Annotated in this window: 15 protein-coding genes; 7 read left to right on the plus strand and 8 right to left on the minus strand. The window is 41.3% G+C overall.

What is annotated here, in order from left to right:
- Positions 1-826: 826 nt before the first annotated feature.
- Complete coding sequence (locus tag F824_RS0110595) at positions 827-1,747, minus strand: AraC family transcriptional regulator (RefSeq protein ID WP_019597866.1); 921 nt, start codon at positions 1,745-1,747, stop codon at positions 827-829.
- Between the two features lie 329 nt (positions 1,748-2,076).
- On the opposite strand from F824_RS0110595, the gene F824_RS0110610 reads away from it, so the two are divergent.
- Together F824_RS0110610 and F824_RS0110620 are read left to right on the plus strand one after the other, a co-directional pair.
- Positions 2,077-3,603, plus strand: coding sequence for an aldehyde dehydrogenase family protein (locus tag F824_RS0110610; protein WP_019597868.1), 1,527 nt, complete (start codon positions 2,077-2,079; stop codon positions 3,601-3,603).
- A gap of 211 nt (positions 3,604-3,814) precedes the next feature.
- Complete coding sequence (locus F824_RS0110620; RefSeq protein ID WP_019597870.1) at positions 3,815-4,237, plus strand: DUF779 domain-containing protein; 423 nt, start codon at positions 3,815-3,817, stop codon at positions 4,235-4,237.
- 12 nt (positions 4,238-4,249) lie between these two features.
- Here F824_RS0110620 and F824_RS0110625 read toward each other — a convergent pair whose 3' ends face one another.
- Positions 4,250-4,480, minus strand: coding sequence for a hypothetical protein (locus tag F824_RS0110625; RefSeq protein ID WP_019597871.1), 231 nt, complete (start codon positions 4,478-4,480; stop codon positions 4,250-4,252).
- Positions 4,481-4,906: 426 nt separating this feature from the next.
- On the opposite strand from F824_RS0110625, the gene F824_RS0110635 reads away from it, so the two are divergent.
- Positions 4,907-5,332, plus strand: a complete 426-nt coding sequence (locus tag F824_RS0110635; RefSeq protein ID WP_019597873.1) for a nuclear transport factor 2 family protein — start codon at positions 4,907-4,909, stop codon at positions 5,330-5,332.
- A gap of 129 nt (positions 5,333-5,461) precedes the next feature.
- Here the strand turns inward: F824_RS0110635 and F824_RS0110645 are convergent, their stop codons facing one another.
- Entirely contained in the window at positions 5,462-6,547 is a 1,086-nt protein-coding gene (locus F824_RS0110645; RefSeq protein ID WP_019597875.1) for a DUF4407 domain-containing protein, read from the minus strand.
- A 281-nt stretch (positions 6,548-6,828) separates the two neighbouring features.
- On the opposite strand from F824_RS0110645, the gene F824_RS0110655 reads away from it, so the two are divergent.
- The 4 genes from F824_RS0110655 to F824_RS0110675 all read left to right on the plus strand — a co-directional run bounded on the left by F824_RS0110655 (position 6,829) and on the right by F824_RS0110675 (position 12,139).
- Entirely contained in the window at positions 6,829-7,506 is a 678-nt protein-coding gene (locus F824_RS0110655) for a GDSL-type esterase/lipase family protein (RefSeq protein ID WP_139189700.1), read from the plus strand.
- 219 nt (positions 7,507-7,725) lie between these two features.
- Complete coding sequence (locus F824_RS0110665) at positions 7,726-8,022, plus strand: thiamine-binding protein (protein WP_019597878.1); 297 nt, start codon at positions 7,726-7,728, stop codon at positions 8,020-8,022.
- A 433-nt stretch (positions 8,023-8,455) separates the two neighbouring features.
- Positions 8,456-9,619: a hypothetical protein gene (locus F824_RS0110670; RefSeq protein ID WP_019597879.1), complete on the plus strand. Its 1,164-nt coding sequence runs from the start codon at positions 8,456-8,458 to the stop codon at positions 9,617-9,619.
- A 3-nt stretch (positions 9,620-9,622) separates the two neighbouring features.
- Positions 9,623-12,139: an OmpA family protein gene (locus tag F824_RS0110675; protein WP_019597880.1), complete on the plus strand. Its 2,517-nt coding sequence runs from the start codon at positions 9,623-9,625 to the stop codon at positions 12,137-12,139.
- 362 nt (positions 12,140-12,501) lie between these two features.
- Here F824_RS0110675 and F824_RS0110680 read toward each other — a convergent pair whose 3' ends face one another.
- From F824_RS0110680 to F824_RS0110705, 5 genes are all read right to left on the minus strand, one after another.
- Positions 12,502-13,416 carry a glutaminase gene (locus F824_RS0110680; RefSeq protein WP_019597882.1) on the minus strand — a complete coding sequence of 305 codons (915 nt, stop codon included), beginning with the start codon at positions 13,414-13,416 and terminating at the stop codon, positions 12,502-12,504.
- Positions 13,417-13,676: 260 nt separating this feature from the next.
- Positions 13,677-15,056: a hypothetical protein gene (locus tag F824_RS0110690; protein WP_022582137.1), complete on the minus strand. Its 1,380-nt coding sequence runs from the start codon at positions 15,054-15,056 to the stop codon at positions 13,677-13,679.
- Positions 15,057-15,317: 261 nt separating this feature from the next.
- On the minus strand, positions 15,318-16,139 hold the full coding sequence (locus F824_RS0110695; protein WP_139189699.1) for a hypothetical protein: 822 nt from the start codon (positions 16,137-16,139) through the stop codon (positions 15,318-15,320).
- Between the two features lie 47 nt (positions 16,140-16,186).
- On the minus strand, positions 16,187-16,834 hold the full coding sequence (locus tag F824_RS0110700) for a hypothetical protein (protein WP_019597885.1): 648 nt from the start codon (positions 16,832-16,834) through the stop codon (positions 16,187-16,189).
- Positions 16,831-17,265, minus strand: coding sequence for a hypothetical protein (locus F824_RS0110705; RefSeq protein WP_019597886.1), 435 nt, complete (start codon positions 17,263-17,265; stop codon positions 16,831-16,833). Before F824_RS0110705 ends, F824_RS0110700 begins: the two co-directional genes overlap by 4 nt.
- Between the last annotated feature and the right edge of the window lie 103 nt (positions 17,266-17,368).

Consider the following 17,368-nt stretch of genomic DNA (forward strand, 5'->3'; position numbering starts at 1 on the left):
CAACTCAATTTCCTTGTGATTCTCCATTTTTTTTCCTCAAAAAAGTGATCTGTGTCACCTTCAACTGTTTTCCAATTCGTAATTTCAACCATTGCCAAAAGGAATAAATTTCAAATAGGGTCAAATTAGATGGAAAATTCTCCAGTTAAATGGTTTTTCTTGCTTTCACTCTCGCTCATGATCATTTTCAGAGTCGTTTCGAAACTCGATATCATGCCTGAAATCATCTCAGGATTCGACAGCAACAAAATCTTAAAAGTTATATTTCTAGGAGTTTTTATCTTCTTCACCTTTATCATTTACAGAAAATACTCCAAAAAAAAGAAGACAATGGAGTGAAATGAAAAAAATCAAGAATAAGGCCCTCATTTACAATCATGTTTGGAATCTCTTTTCCCCTACCATCAAGACGGGGATGTTAACAAAGCAGAATCAGCCCGTGAAATCTGGACTGATAAAGATTGGCTGGGGCTGAATGGTGTCTTTTAAGGCAGCTTCATGGCGCACACTCTTTGTTTTACTCCTATGATCTTTCATTTTCAGAAGCATCCACAACCTACACCTCTTGGACTTTTCATAAAAAGCCAGATTGGATGAAAACAGCTTTTACTCCTCTATTTTGAATCAAAAATTGGCTTGAAAACTGATTTTTCCTGATGGAATGTTGAATTTTGATTTTATTGAAAGTGGACAAAATCAAAAAAAGGTTTCTTTTGGACCTAAATAAAGATTTTGTACCAAATCCAATGAAGATAGTTTCTGGATAAGCGCCATATTCACCTTTGAAATTTTTTTCAGGTATATTAAATAGCCAAGGATTATTTGTCTATTTCCCCATACCTTGATATACCTTAGGCGTAAGCCCAAACTCATTCTTAAACGCCCTTATGAAATAGGTGATGTTGTTAAAGCCAGCCATAAAACAAACTTCCTGTATCTGAAAGGCGCCAATTTTAAGATATTGCTTGGCCATCTTTAACCTTTCCTTCAGGACATATTCCATAGGTGTCATGCCCAACTCGATTTTAAATATCCTCGAAAAATGAGCTTTACTCATGCAGGCTTTTTCGCTGAGCTGATCAAGGTTGATATTTTCCCTGATGTTGGACTTGATAAAATCAATGACATGGGCAAGTCGGTTGTTGGAAGAAAGCTGCTTGTAGGTTTTTTCGAGCATCTCCCTGGCTTGGGTCTGGGTCAGTCGGATCAGCAATTCCTTGAGGGCCAGTGAGGCAATCACATCCTTGTCCTTGGACCGCTCCTTCACCCCGATTTTGATAAAGCGATTGATGATTTCGGATAAATCCTGGGTATTGATCAGGTGAAAACAAGATAGATCCAATCCCCAGTCCTCCGTGAGCATCTTGTCAGGAAATCGCTCATTCAAGAGATTAAAAGTGTTTTCGATCATTTCCTTGGAAATGGAAAGCGCAATGCATTGGGTCGGATTCTCCCAATTGGCCTCGGGAAAATCAATTTTCATCATTTCGTTTGGAGGAACGATTACGGATTCCCCCGGCAGGTAATCGAAAGCCGGCTTGTCGAAAAGCTGCATGACCTTTTTGCCTTTCAGCATGGTGGTCAACACCAAATCCCCAAAGACAAGGTTGACGTCTTTCGCCTCCTGATGGGTTTCAAAAATATTCAACTCGCATGCATCCAGCGTGTAAGTGGTCCTGTTCTCCACCAGCGACCTCAAGTCCTTTTCGTTTCTCCAAGGCACTCCTGCAATAAAATTTTGGTGCATCATCGTTATTTTGGGTATTGCTAAAGATAGTAATTTCGTAGGATTTCAAAAAGCCCTCCACTCATTTACGGAAAAATGACGCCCTAGGCGAAAAATATTATTGTTTTGGCGATAAAAGCCGGAATCGGAAACGGAAATCAATCCTCCATTTTTTGCCTTGTCGAAAGAGAATTCAAGCAAAGAATTTGACAGAATATCCGGAATTTTGGGTTTTTCGAAAACAACCTGTACTTGTAAATAGCAATTCAGGTGGATGGGATGATGGGATAAGTGGATTTTTTAAATTTATTTATTGGCAAATTTGATAAAATCCAAAATAAACAAAAATCATGACGACATTAACCTTATCTCAATCCAAGCCCGTCGAAAGGCCGGAGATCAAAGAAAAGTATGACCATTTTATAGGAGGAAAATGGGTTGCACCCACCTCGGGCGAGTATTTTGACAACATTTCCCCCATCGACGGGAAAGTTTTTTCCAAGGCTGCCCGTGGCAACAAGCAAGACATCGAATTGGCTCTTGATGCGGCGCACGCAGCATTTCCAACCTGGTCCAAGACCTCTGCCGCACAAAGAAGTAAATTGCTGAACAAAATCGCGGACATCATCGAGGAAAATCTGGAAATGCTCGCAAGAATTGAGACCATCGACAATGGCAAAGCACTCAGGGAAACCCGTGCTGCGGATTTGCCATTGGTGATCGATCACTTCAGGTATTTTGCAGGCGTGATCAGGGCAGATGAAAGTTCTATTTCTGAGCACGACGAACATACGGTCAGTATCGCTTTGCACGAGCCTTTGGGTGTGGTCGGTCAGATCATCCCTTGGAATTTCCCCTTGCTGATGGCTACATGGAAAATGGCACCTGCACTCGCGGCAGGTTGCTGCGCAATCGTAAAACCAGCAGAACAAACTCCAACCAGTATCATGGTACTGATGGAGCTGATCGGTCATGTCCTTCCTCCGGGCGTATTGAATGTAGTTACAGGTTTTGGACCCGAGGCAGGTAAGCCATTGGCTTCCTCACCACGGATTGCCAAAGTATCCTTTACCGGAGAAACGACGACTGGCAGATTGATTATGCAATATGCTTCCGAAAACCTTATTCCAGTAACCATGGAACTGGGTGGTAAATCTCCAAACATCTTCATGAAGTCCGTTGCCGATGCCGATGATGAATTCTTCGACAAAGCAGTGGAAGGAGCAGTGATGTTTGCCCTCAACCAAGGTGAAATCTGCACCTGTCCTTCAAGGATCTTGGTCCACGAAGACATTTATGATGTGTTTATGGAAAGGGTAATCGCCAGAACCAAAGCCATCAAAATGGGTCATCCCCTAGCCGAAGACACCATGATGGGCGCCCAGGCATCCAATGATCAATATGAAAAAATCCTTTCCTATATCGATATTGGAAAACAAGAAGGCGCCGAAGTCCTTTGCGGTGGAGACAAAGCCGAATTGAACTCCGGTCTTGAAACAGGTTTTTACATTCAACCTACCATTTTCAAAGGCCACAACAAAATGAGGGTCTTTCAGGAGGAAATCTTCGGCCCGGTAGTCTCCGTGACTACTTTCAAAACCACGGAAGAAGCAATCGCCATTGCCAATGACACCATGTATGGTCTGGGGGCCGGACTTTGGTCCAGAGATGCCCACGAACTCTATCAAGTACCGAGAGCGATCCAGGCAGGTCGTGTTTGGGTGAATTGCTACCACAATTACCCTGCACATGCACCTTTTGGCGGATACAAAAAATCAGGATTCGGAAGGGAAAACCACCTGATGATGCTGGGTCATTACCGTCAGACCAAGAACATGCTGATTTCATATGACAAAAATAAATTAGGATTCTTTTAGAACATCCTTCAAAGGAGCCCTCGAAAATCGGGGGTTTCTTTGATTTTAAATGGGCTTGGATGCAATGTGAAGTATTTGGTCTTTTTTGAAAAAAACCTGCTCTTGGTTTGATCAGGAATCGTTAATTTACCTTTCGCAAAGTCCGGAAAAAGAATTTTGGCATGCGAATAAGATCCTCCAAAGGATCAAATAACAATAAACCCCTCTTGATATGTCACCTGACAAAAAAACCTTCATCCCCAGAGTATTGATCACCGAAGCCGCAATGGACACCATCGATACTTTGAGAAAACGCTTTGGCTCCGAACTCATGTTTCACCAAAGCGGTGGCTGTTGTGATGGTTCATCTCCCATGTGTTTCGAGAAAGGGGATTTTAAAGTCGGGGGAAGTGATATCTGGCTGGGGGAAGTCTATGGATGCGACTTTTTCATGAACAGTGACCAATTTGAATACTGGAAACATACCGAACTGACCTTGGATGTAACACCTGGAAGGGGAAGCAGTTTTTCGATAGAGATCCCCATGGGAATCCGATTTATGATCCGATCCAGATTATTCACTATGGAGGAACTCGAAAACCTAATTCCAACCAAAACTGGGGAGGAGGTTTTGGAGGAAGGTTCAATCAAATAAAATCGAAAAAACTTAGCTTACTTTATCATTGTCCTCTGCCCTTTTTTTGAATTTCCAGACATTGTAGAGCGCGAGCCCAACGGAAATGAACAGCCTTGTCAACCAGACACGGGGATGCGTCACATAGCTAAGCCAAGTTTGGATATCGGTGCGCCTGAAGCCAACTTCAATCACGAAATCAACCAAGATGATTCCGAAGAAAATAAGCGCAGTATAAATAAGGACTTTTTTAAAGTATGTCATGGATTTCAGTAATTTTCCGGAAACAGCAATTGATTTTCATTCAATATTAGGACAAATCCGATTGAATTGGATGAAAAATCAGCGTTAAAATCCATTTGACCCGTTTTATGCATTGCCAATTGAATTCCAGCCTAAAATTTCCTAATGATCAGTCTTTGTTGATTGTTTTTGACTTCACCATCTTAATGCCACGGCTTATTCTCCAAACAGTCTGGTTTCCTTGCATTTTCAATACCATTGGAATACCCAAAGCATATTTCCATCTAACTTATCAAGCTAGATGCTTTACGTTACTTTTTCAATGTCTTACAATTCGGGTTTAAATACAGGATTGGTTTTTCTCCGGGAAATAAATAAGCTCCATTTTATCGGCTTATTCTCGGATTGGGCATCGATTCAAATTCTTTTATTCACTAATTTAAGGACATGAAAATTTCTTACCTACTGATCGTCCTTCTGCTTTCCACGCTGTTCTGCCATGCCCAGGAGAGCGATTCCGAGATATTGCAAATCGAAAAAACCATCCATCTCTACTTCGAAGGGATGATGGAAAGGGACAAAAGCAAATTGGAAGCGGCATTTGATCCATCGGCCAGATTGATCGGTTACAGGGGAGAGAATTTCACCGTAACCGATTTTGAGTCCTGGGCAAAAGGGACTGCCATCGGAAGTCCAAGAGCGCAGGAATTGTTTGAGAACAGGATCTTGGCGATCGAGATCAAAGGATATACAGCCATGGTCAAGACAGAACTCTTTTGGCCTGGAATCTACTATTTCGATTACCTGACCCTCATCAAAATCGATGAAAAATGGAAAATCGTCCACAAAACCTGGTTCGAAGAAAAGAGATAATGGACCAAAAGGGATGCTATGCCTTTGATTTTCGACTATTCAAAGAATGGGAGAAAATATGAATTTTGAAACCGGCGACTACAAAACAGCCAATCAGCGCAGTTTCAACCCTTTTTTGGCAATATCCCTTCAGGAAGTTCCAAAACTTTGCTGATTTAACGCATTGGTTTTTTTGATTTTTAAGTCATTGGAAACCGCGTGCGTTGCTCTAAAAACCTGGATTCTCCCCTCACTTTTTTCTGTCAACTTGATCAATTCTTCCTGCGTGTACACTTTAACATGCGCTTCATGGAGATCCAAAAGCTCGTCATAAGGCCCTCTTGCGGATATCAGTTTCACGAAAATCGGTGCGGTTTCTACTGCGATAAAGAGCAAAATGATGAAAATATTGGCTTGGTTCATGGCCTGACTTTCCTCTGTAAGTTGATGCAAAGCATCGATTCTGGCCGCCATGCCATCAAATCCCGCTATACCGGGTTGTTGTTTTTCGAATTCCGCCTGTCTTAAAGCCATGAAATTTCTGATTTCTCCCTCAAGCAAATCAATTCTTGCTTGGTGAGCAATGCTGATTTCATCCAAGCTTTTCTGCGCAGCATCCAGCTGTTCCTCTTTCTTTTTGGCGTTGGTACCAAGCCCCACTATTCCACTGGTCCCATCGGTTTTGGCGCCAAATCTTTCTTGGTCATACTGTTGCTGAAGCAAATCCCTGAATCCTCTCGCCTGGAGAATTTCCGATTTCAGGGTATCTATTTTGGTTTCCAGCTCCGTGATTTCGGTGAAGCCTGCTTTCAGATCCTCCTTGCTTTTGACAATGAAAGCAGTCTTTTTTTCGTCCAGCTTCCTGTTGATTTCCCTTTCAAAGATCTTCAACTCCAGTGGCTTAGAGATCACCACCGCAAGCAAAACGGCAAAAACCAATCTGGGAATGGCCATTTTCCATTCTGCCCAAGCCTTGCCTCGCTTCCGCATGCTGGAGACGATAAACCTGTCCAGATTAAATATCATCAATCCCCACAACAAGCCAAAGGAAATTGCAGGGGCAAGGGATTGAAAAATGGTGTAGAGGGCATATCCAGCAGACAAAGCCGCAAGGATTCCGGTGAACAATACCGTTCCCCCTATCCCCATGTATTTTTGGGTTTCAGTGGGTGCTTTTTTGAGTAGGGACGCATGTACGCCACTGCAAAAAACCAAGAATCGGGAAATAACTTGCATTGGCGCTGAAGGATATGAATGAATGTTTTTGCTCCTCAAAAAACGAGCAATAATTTATGAAATTATCATGCTTGGGGATTTGAAAAAAAATAGTGGGACCAAAACAAGCATCTCAGGTTCAGAAAGGTGATTTTGGGATTCAAAGATTGAAAAATTCAATCAAAAGAAAATTACAAGTCAATTTTTCTCCCACAGAATATCTTCAAAAACGGTCAATAACTGTTCAATTTTGGGCATTTGTCCAATATCCACTATCTTGTACATTCAAAAAGCATATTCGGATGTCCAATTTAAAATTCAATATTCAGGGATTATTTTTTGTTCTGGCTTTATCCCTCTTCCATTTCCAGCCAGCTGATGCACAAGTGGTTTTTCCTTTCCAGGAAGAAGTCGCCTCCCTTGTCGAGAAACACCAGGAGAGCGATTGGCAAAAGGGTGGAATTGTCTTTACCGGCAGTTCAAGCATCCGGATGTGGAAAGAATTGGACAAGCATTTTCCCGAAGCAAAAATAATCAACACCGGATTCGGCGGCTCAGAAACTGAGGACCTGCTTCGGTATCTGGAAGAATTGGTTTTGGAGTTTGAACCTGAAAAAATCTTCATTTACGAAGGAGACAACGATGTCAATGCCGGCAAATCCACTTCAGAAATCATGGGGGATTTCGAATCCTTAACTACTAAAATCCTTGAAAAACTTCCCAATGCAAACCTGTATTTGATCGGAGCAAAACCAAGCCCATCCAGATGGCATTTGAAAAATCAATATCTGGCATTCAACACGGCCTTGAAGAATTACGCAGAATCAAATCCTGCATTTACTTTTATTGATACCTGGACGGTCATGTTGGATCAAAACGGGGATCCCAAAGCGGAATTGTTCATTAAAGACAACCTCCACATGAATGAAAAAGGGTACGAAATATGGCAAAGGGTTTTTGAACCGCACATTCTACTTTAAACTCGTTTTATGCAAGACCAACTCAATTCACTATTGTAATTGACAGAAAATCAATTCGTTTTGACTGCGAATGAATCCCTCTTATTGGTGTCATAAATTATTGTCCCAAGTACCTGATTTTCTTCCAGTTTCCATCCCGTTTGGAAACCCATTTCATATTAGGGGTTAAGACGACTTTCTTTTTATTGAATTTGAATCAAATCCTAAAAAACAAAAAACATGAACACGATCAATCTAGGCATACAAATCATCCCCAAAAGCAAAACATTGGACAGCTATGCGCTTGTGGACAAAGCCATCGAAGTCATTCAAGCATCGGGGGTAAAACATGTGGTCACTCCATTTGAAACCGTCATGGAAGGTCCACAAGAAGCATTGTTGGAGATTGCACAAAGGGCCCAAGAAGCTGTCTTGGCTGCTGGTGCAGATGAAGTCCTGGTATATTACCGCATGCAAATCAGAAAAAATGCCGATGTATACATTGATGATAAAATCGGCAAGTACAGATCAAAATAATGTGTTCTCCCCCTGATTTTAAACAAAAATAAAATTTCTTAGTCTATTTTTTATGTATTATATGATTTAACCTGAAATACGCATTAGATTTCGCAATAGCGCTTGAAACCGCAAAAAAACCAGACTATTTGGATTATAAGGATAAGGTATAGAACCGATAGGGTTCAGTGCAAAGCGCTGACTGAATACTGGGTAATTTCAGATTGGGATTTAATTGGTAATGCATAAAACGGGTTAAATCCGGAAACATTGAAATTTATTATTTAAGGAAATCTGGATAATTTCATGCATTTGGCCTTTATAACGAATGTTTTTACGTATAACTACATATAGATTGAATTCTCTCTAGTACTTATTATTCGATTCTCTTCTTATTTTCAGTATTCTTCCAAGTAATAAGTTTCATCAAGGCAATTAACAAAATCAAATCATTATGAATAAAATCTTTACACTCACGCTGATTGTATTTTTCGGTGCCGCAAGTGCTTTTGCCCAAATCAAATATGTCAACTTCGACGTGGTCGGCAACACCGTAAATGAGGGGAATCCCATGCCTGCCGAAGAACCTTTTTACATTAAAGGTACTTTGCCGCAGGGAATTGAATTTGTCAAAGTCAAAGTTTTTGAGTCTGGAAAAAGCCCCTCGAAAGGCGATGAATATTCTTGGAAGACAGCCTTTGAATTCAAAGTGAACCAATATGAGTTGTTTGTTTCCAAACCGCTTAAAAGCAACGATTCTTATGATCTGGAGTTTCAATATTTCCAGAAAGCTGATGAAGCCCAAATGGAAAGCGTAAAGTCAGCCGTGAACATGAATCTTGCTTCTTACATCCGATCAAGTTTTGAGGTGACCGGAAGTGGAATCAAATCCTTTCGTTCCGATCAAGTCATGATTACGCAAATGAATCAAATCCTGAAAGACGCATTGGAAGATTACCGGCATTTTCTTGGAAGAGATTTCAGTGGATTCAGTGACTTGGTAAGGCAAAAACTTGCCCAAAAAGACAAAATGAAACTCCGAAGAGCCAAATTCAATATTCTCGGCAAAAACAAAGACGACAATTCCAAAGCGGTCTATGCAGAGCAATATTTGGAGGAACTCGTGGAAACTGTCACCGCAGAAGCGGACCAATATTTGGCAAAAAGCCTGATGGCTTTGGTGGATGTCAGAACGATCACCAATTATCCCACGGAAAAAAAGCCTGGTACTTTACCGATCAATTTTGGTTACGGGGCATTCGCCATCAAACGATCCCTTGCAGATACCGAGTATTTCAATGGGCCCTATTTGGGACTTTCCTTTCCTTTGGGAAATAAGGTTTTTCAGAAGTTTTTGGGCAATGCATCCTTTTCCACAGGGGTTTTCCTAAATAATTTCAACTCCAGTCAAGGGGACAGAATCACGGGCCCTTTGGTCAATTTACCCATCCATGCAGGTTTGGGCTATAAAATGTTCAGGGTTTTGAGATTGAATGCGGGCGCAGTTCTTTTGAATTTTGAAGAAGCCGACACCAAATTGAAAACAAATTATATCCAACCTTATGTAGGTGTCAGCCTCGAGATCAACCTTTGGATGGGTTTAAATGACAGGAGGTAAAGGATGAAAAAACTAATCTTCTTTCTTTCTTTCACCATTTTGTTTCTCCCGATTCTCTCCTCTGCCCAGCAAAAGGATTATGAATGGAGAATCGGAGTCAGCGGTGGATACACCAACTATTATGGCGACTTAAGCCCATATAAAGTTCAAGGACTCTCCAATTGGAATGCCATCAAGCAATTGCTTTATTTCAATGACAACTATGTCGATCAGTATTCATTCAAGATTTCCATAGAAAAACAGCTGAGCCCAACGATCGGGTTGATGTTCAGCTATGGGCAGTATGAATTTTCGATGAGTGATCGCTATGTGAAACGGGATGGCGCTTTATTGGGAACAAACCGGAATTTTGACAGGGCGCTCAACTTTCAAAACCAAAGCAGGGACATGGGTTTGGCTTTTGTTTTCAAGACAGACAATGACCGGCTATTGCCTGCGACTTCATTGCTCGCGCCCTATTTCACATTGGGATTTGGACTGGTCGATTTCGAAGTCAGTGGGGATCTTTTGGACGGTAATGGCAATCGGTATGATTATGCTTCAGGAAACGTGGTCAATGATGGGATTTATGAGACCAATCTTTATGCGCTGAAAACCGAATCGGACAAGGGCTATGATTTGGGTGCTTTCTACACCAATGTTGGGCTTGGAATCCGCTTGAGATTAGGGCCTAGGGTAGAGTTGTTTGCTCAAAGTGATTTCATCTACACCTTTTCCGATCACCTGGATGATGTCAGCGGAAACTACAGGACCGAATACGAAAATGATTTTCAGGCATACGCAGCCAAACCGGGCACGAACATCGTCGATCCAGCCAACCCACTCAGAGGGGATGGAAAAAGCGGGAATGACTGGATCATCTACCACGGCCTGGGATTGAAATTCAATTTTGGATCCAACAAAAAATCCTACAAGGCACCAAGGCTCAGCACAGTTTATCCGGATTACAATCCTGTGATAAAGGAAATTCCCTTGGCACAAATCCCAACACCGGAGCCCGACACCCTTAAACCCCTCCCGACCGGGAACAATTATACCTATTATACCAATATCCAACTGGTAGATCAGGCCAGAATGGACAGCTTGATTTATAAAACGCAAATGCTTACTTGGGACCAGCAGATCACTGCCAGAAAATCCCAAATCCTATCCGGCAAAATGGAGGAAAATAAGCTTCAGCAGATTCAATCCAAAATCCAAGAACAATACGAATTGCTAAAAGCCGACACTTTATTAAGGCAAAATGAAAGGGATAGTTTGGTCAAGGCTTCCGAAAACATCCTTTTTGATCTGCGATATTCGCTGGATAGTTTAGGGAAATCAGACCGTGGCTTACAATTGGAGATTGACAGTATCACGGAATTGAAAAAAAATTTCCGGGTTGTTGGAAGTCCTAACCTATCGGATTCAAAAATGGATAGCTTATTCAATTGGAGCACTTCTGTGGACACTTTATTTCGTCTTCCAGTCACTAAAAAAACCTCTGACATTTCCGGATCAAAATTAGTCGAAATTCAAAAGACCGAAGAAGGCGCAGAGCCTACAAAAGAAGCGGGCATTGTCAGCAAGGAAAATACTTTGGTCTATGAAGAAGGGAGGATATTCAAACAATCCGATTCAGAAACCGGCCTTAGGACAAATACCGATTTTCAGAACAGGATAGATGCCTTGGAACGTGAAACCCGAAGGCTTCAGTCTGAAAGGGACAGTCTCCGTACGTTGCCAAGAGAAACCATTTACCTCAACAATACCTATAGGGATGTTTCCAGAGCCGATAGATCCCAACAAAGGACTCCTCTCCAAACCAGCGTTGGGGTACAAGCTGACGAAGATTTGGTAAGACGCGAACGCGGCCAAAGAAAGTGGTGGCTTCTTGGCGGTCTTTTTGGTGGTGCGGCAGCCACCAAAGCATTGACAAAAGATCCCACACCAGATCAAGTTGCAGTTCCGGATAGCTTGTCTGTGGGGAAAATAAAACTGGACAGTGTTTCAGGCGATTTGTTACCTCCCTTGGAATATGATTCGGTGAATAAGATGCCTTTCGCACCGAAAATGATCATCGAGGACAGTCTGTCAAGGATTTCCGAACCTTCCTTCAAAAGCGCATTTTCGGATGTTGATGTTCGGGCACCCCAAGTGATTCGTGATACTGTGTTTTTGGATGCTGACCCCAAAATCACGCTTTTAAAATCAAAGGTGGAAGTATTCTTCAAAAGCAATCAAAAAGTGCCTGATGAAGACCAAATCATAAAATTGGCGCCCTTGGTTGATTTTGTCAAAGACAATCCGGAGTATTCCTTGTCCCTTACAGGATTTGCAGACAATACCGGGAACTTGGCATACAATCTCAAATTGATTCAAACTAGGATAAATTCGGTTTTGGTTTTTCTGCTGGATCAATATGGCTTAGGGGAAAATCAAATTCAGACCGAAATCGGTGGTCAAGTGGTCCGAAGTGCAAACCGAAGTGCAAATGACAATGACAGGAAAGTTGAAGTGCGTGTGGTTTTGAAGGATTGAACCCGAAATATGTATTCCGTTTTCAAATGGGATCGAAACTGCAAGAAAATCAGACCATTTGGAGAATAAGGTCCGGTCCCGAAAATGGCGAAGTCAAACACCGCACGAAAATGATTTATTAATAATCAATTTCAGGCTGGAATGGAATTGGAAGTGCATAAAACGGGTTGGAAAAAACAGTAAAAAACGTTCGACTCAAAAGGATTTTCACAGCTTAAATTCTCATTGTAAAATCATGAAAGGGCGAAAATGGAGAGATTTCCGGATCTCTTCATTTTCGCCCTTTGAATTTTGATGGGTATTCACGCCTTTGATTTGTGCAAACCCCCATTTTTCTTTCTAGATAGAGGAATTTTGGATTTTTAGAAAAGCGAAAACTTAAGCTTGTCCGTCAGCAACTCCAAGGCCTTGATGGATTTGACGGAATTGCCTTTTTCGTTCAACTCAGGACTCCAAACCGCTACGCTGAATTTGTGTGGCATAACCGCCCCAACACCACCGCCGACACCACTTTTCCCTGGCAATCCAACCCGATAGGCAAACTCTCCTGATTCATCATAGAATCCACAAGTCAACATCAATGCATTGATTCTACGGGCATTGCTTTCTGTGACGATATTCCGCTTCGCAAAGATGGAATAGCCGTCATTGGCCAGAAATGAAAATGATTTTGCCAGATCGACGCAGCTCATTTCGATGGCACATTGTGAAACGTAAGTTTCCAAAACTTCTTGGACATCATTGTCAAAATTGTCATAAGCCTTCAAAAAATAAGCCATGGCGATGTTTCTTTCCGAATGCTTCAATTCAGAGATCCTGACTTCTTCGTTGATACTAACGCACTTGTCACCGGAAATATCATTGATGAAATTGATGATTTGGGTTTTGGGATCCTCAAATTTACTGGTCAGTGCATCCGCTATGACCAAAGCCCCGGCATTGATGAAGGGATTTCTGGGAATCCCTTTTTCAAATTCCAACTGGGCGATTGAATTGAAGGGATTGCCACTCGGCTCAACGTTGACCCGGGTCCAAAGTTTTGAATTGAAAACATGAAAAACCATCGTCAGGGTATGGACTTTGGAAATACTTTGGATGGAAAAAGGGGTCTTATAATCGCCCACTCCATATACCTTCCCTTCCAAATCTACCAATGCAATTCCAAATTGATCGGGATTGACTTTGGCAAGTTCCGGGATATAGTCAGCGACTTTCCCCTTTAATTCTAATTTGTTCACCTCGTGATAAACCTCTTCGATGAGTTCTTGGTAATCCATGATCAAAATTGCCGATTTAAATTAGGACTGAAAACAATCCTCTTAATAATATCATCAAATCCCACAAAATACCCTGAAATTTTCCCGGCTTTCCAAGAGTCCTTGAGCTATTTCAGATTCCTAAACCAAAAATTTCATCTGTTTTTCATGTTGGTAACACATCCAAACCGTTGTGATGCCAACATGAAAAAAGCCCTCTTTTGTTAAATGGCAGATTTAAAACTTGGAAGGAAACCACGTCCTGAAAATCAAAAGCACCATTACTTTTTTAATAAATTGTTTATCGGAAGTCTATACTCCAATTCCAAAAGCCATCCGTTGAGAGTGCCATTGTTTTCAAAGGATTTTGGCAAACCGTTTACTTGGTAATTCACTGATGCTCTATCAAAAGCAGGACTTCCGTAGTTCCTGGAGGCTTTGAATGCGATCAAGCTTGTCCTGAACAGGGGCATTTCAGCATAGAAACCACTGTTAAAAAAGACACCTTTAGAATTGGTTTTTATTCCTTTTATTTCCGAAGAATATGGATAACCCACTCCATCTATGGTCCTGACCCCAGAGACACCCATTGTATTTTCACCCTCATTATTGCTGTTTACGGGTACATGGGTCGTAAATGAAATCCCGAACCTGATTTTTTCGGAAAATGGCAAATGTCTGTCATATCTCAAGGTCAATGGAATGGTAGAAACTTGAAACTTTCGGTGATAGGCTGAGACAGGAATTCCCTCTTCACTGATCATCTCAAAGACATTTCTCCCCCGGAATTTCGAATATCCAGCCTCCATAGAAAAATCTTTCCATCTATACCCCAGCCCTAAACTTGATGAGGTGCTTACGTTTTGAAAATCGTCTGTTGGGTCATTTATAGGATTGTCTTTTTTTCTAAGCGATGCAGCCCCCATGACATACAATCCATCACTCCAAGGATTATCTAGACTGGCTTTTTTTGAATCTTTGGGTTTCCGGTTTTCTTTGGACCACATATCCGTATTGATGCCAAATCCCACAAATAATCCCGTGAAAGAGCCGCTTCCATTTAGGGAAAGTTGAACGTTATCATTTGAAAAATTCAAATTTTCAAACTCCCTAAATCCTTGTTGGTGCCTGACACCCAATACCAAATAATTGTTTTTGATGGGGAATTGTACCCCCGCTTCCACTCGGCCCATCATGGACACCTTGGTCCTTATGTCCGTAGGTTGGCTGAAGGAATAATCATTCAACTCCCTGTCAAAGATCCCTCCTACGGAACCTTGTAGGAAGAGGTTATAATTGGATTTTTCCCAAATACGCCTTACCCCTACCGACAAATTCATGAAATTATTGTTGAATATGGAACTGTTATTCTCATAGGAATAACCTGCACCACTTTCCCTGAAGCCAACTCTACGTGCCAAATATTCCCCTTGTAATGACATTTGATAATTGGGTGCAATTTTTTTCAAAAAATTGATTCCAATATGTGGTTGGATCAAATTGGAGAATTTGATATCCGACTCTGCGGAGACCGCTTGGGTTTTGAAATAAGAATAGGATGGTCCACCATACAACTCAATGTCAAAATTGTGTTGTCCGAATGAAGGAATTGCCGCAAGACCAAAAAGGGACAAGACAAAAATTTTGTATTTGTTTTTCATGTCATTATGTTTAAAGGTTGAAACAAAGATAAAAACTCCTCTTTTAGATAATAATTCCGCAATATTAAATTCTGTTAAAAACATAGTTAATAAAACCTAAATAGTTCTCTCCCCTAAATCACTAATGAAAAAAAAATTCCCAAATAAAAAAATCCTGAAGAAATAGGCAAAGGTTGGGGCCGAGAAAAAACTCCTTTAGAGTGGAACTCCTTTGCCTTGACGAAAATACTTCGGGCATCTATTGGTAAGCCCTATACAAGATTACCTGCTTATTTTTTGACGCAAGACATTGATGGGAAGTTTGTAAGAAATTTCCAACAGATAACCGTCGATTTTCCTATCGTCCCTAAACTCCCCTTCGAATCCCTGAGATTCCCAATTAAAAATCAATGTTCTGGTAGGCCTTAGCACAAATGCCCGAGACACCTGAATCAGTAAAAAAGATGAATTCAGGATAAGAATCTCTCCATGGATCCCTGATTTGAAAAAAAACCGCCCTTTTCTATCCGCTGTACGCCAAGTGTTATTTATTTTCTCCGATTCTCCGGTGGAATTGTTCCAAGAAAAAGAAGATGTACCCTCGCTGCTTCGGTGTTCGAAAATATGGAACATGATCCAATTGGTCGCGAAATTTGCGCCAAATCTCACCTTCTCCTTATTTCCAACCGGAATGTCATATTTTAAAGAAACAGGCATCACAAAAGTATTCATGCGGCTACTGAGGATCAGTTTGCCGTCCAACGGCGGAAGGGTTTGGCTCAAAACTTGGGAATGATAGTAGTAATTGACACCTAAATCATAGGAGAAATTTTTCCTTCTTTCTCCAAAGTGCAATCCATAATTCCCATTGATGTTGCTATAGTTCCCGAATGAGGGATGGGTTAATTGATCGAAATCCTTGTGCCTTCTCAATCCCCCGTTGAGGAGCAAATAACGCCCATCCTCCATCGCAGCCGCATGATGTTTCTCCTTGTTTTCCCATCGAAGTGCTTTTTTTTGGTTGGAGGAATATCCCTGTGCCAATCCGACTGATGCGGTAATCAAAATCAAAAAAAGACTCGAAAAAAACTTCTTATTTACCATTTGCGCTTTTTTTCATGGAGGGCAGCTCTTCTTTTTTTCTCCCTACACTATTTCCAAAACCCATGAAACTCCAAGCGCATCCCAAAAGAGAATTGCAAACCATTGGATTTAGTGATGTATTTCTTATCCTCCGGGTTGATGACGATATCGGCACCTGAAAGAAGGGCATACTGTATCCCTCCATGAAAAATGAGCGATTTTGCTGAATTGGCACCAAGGTTGACATTCACCCCTGACAAGAACTGTTCAAAACGAAGCCTATAGAAATCATCCGGTCCACTGTGTTTGATGGATAGAAGACCATAACCAATCCTTGGTTCCACATTCATTCTTCGGCCAATCAGGTGCTGGTAATAAATATAGACACTTGACTGCCTGAACCTGGCCAATTCAAAATCATTTCCCAGTATTTCGAATTCCTCCACCTTGGACACATTCTTTCCGAGGCTTAACCCTACACCTACAAAGTCTTGAATACCCATCCGCGAATCGATCAAAAATCCAGGATGGTGCCGGTAACTTTTTGCCAAAAAATTGTGCCCGAGAAACAAGGGTTGATAGCCTTGAAAATCTACGCCAAACATAAAACTGTTGCCCCCTCTTTCTTCAAATGAATTGGAGATTTTTTCTTGGCCCCAGAGGGAAGGGATGGATTGAAAAAGGAATAAGATCAACAAAAATACTTTTTCTTTCATGGCTCAATGAGTTTCACTATGCCGAAATCGAACACGTTTTTAGTGTCTACTTTTCCCCTATTGAAGTACAGATAGTTTTTTTTAACCAAAGTTCCACTGTCACCCAAGAAATGAAACTGTGTTGACTCTCGACTGTAAATAACGAAATAGGCAGTTTTATCAGGGTGAATGATTCTAAAACTTCCATCTTGATTGGTCCGAATTGCACGAATCCTCAGGGGATTGACTTCTTCTATGGTCAGATCCAGTCCATACCCAGGATCCATTCCCTGCGTCTGTCCAAAAATCAACTGTTGATCAGCCAATGGCTGACCAGTAGCATCCACAAGCACTCCCTTCATGGTCACAAAACTATGGTCAACATAAGTTCTTTGGCACTGAAAAGCCATGGTGAAGAAAGCAACCATGGCAATCAAGATTGAATTTTTCATCCCAATAGAATCAAGACATATAACATACTACTAATTACGTTAAATTATTTTGATTGGTCGCCATAAACAGTTTTCTTCCCGATAAAAAATAATTGAAAATTTA

The sequence above is a fragment of the Rhodonellum psychrophilum GCM71 = DSM 17998 genome, assembly GCF_000381545.1.
Taxonomy (GTDB): Bacteria; Bacteroidota; Bacteroidia; order Cytophagales; family Cyclobacteriaceae; genus Rhodonellum; species Rhodonellum psychrophilum.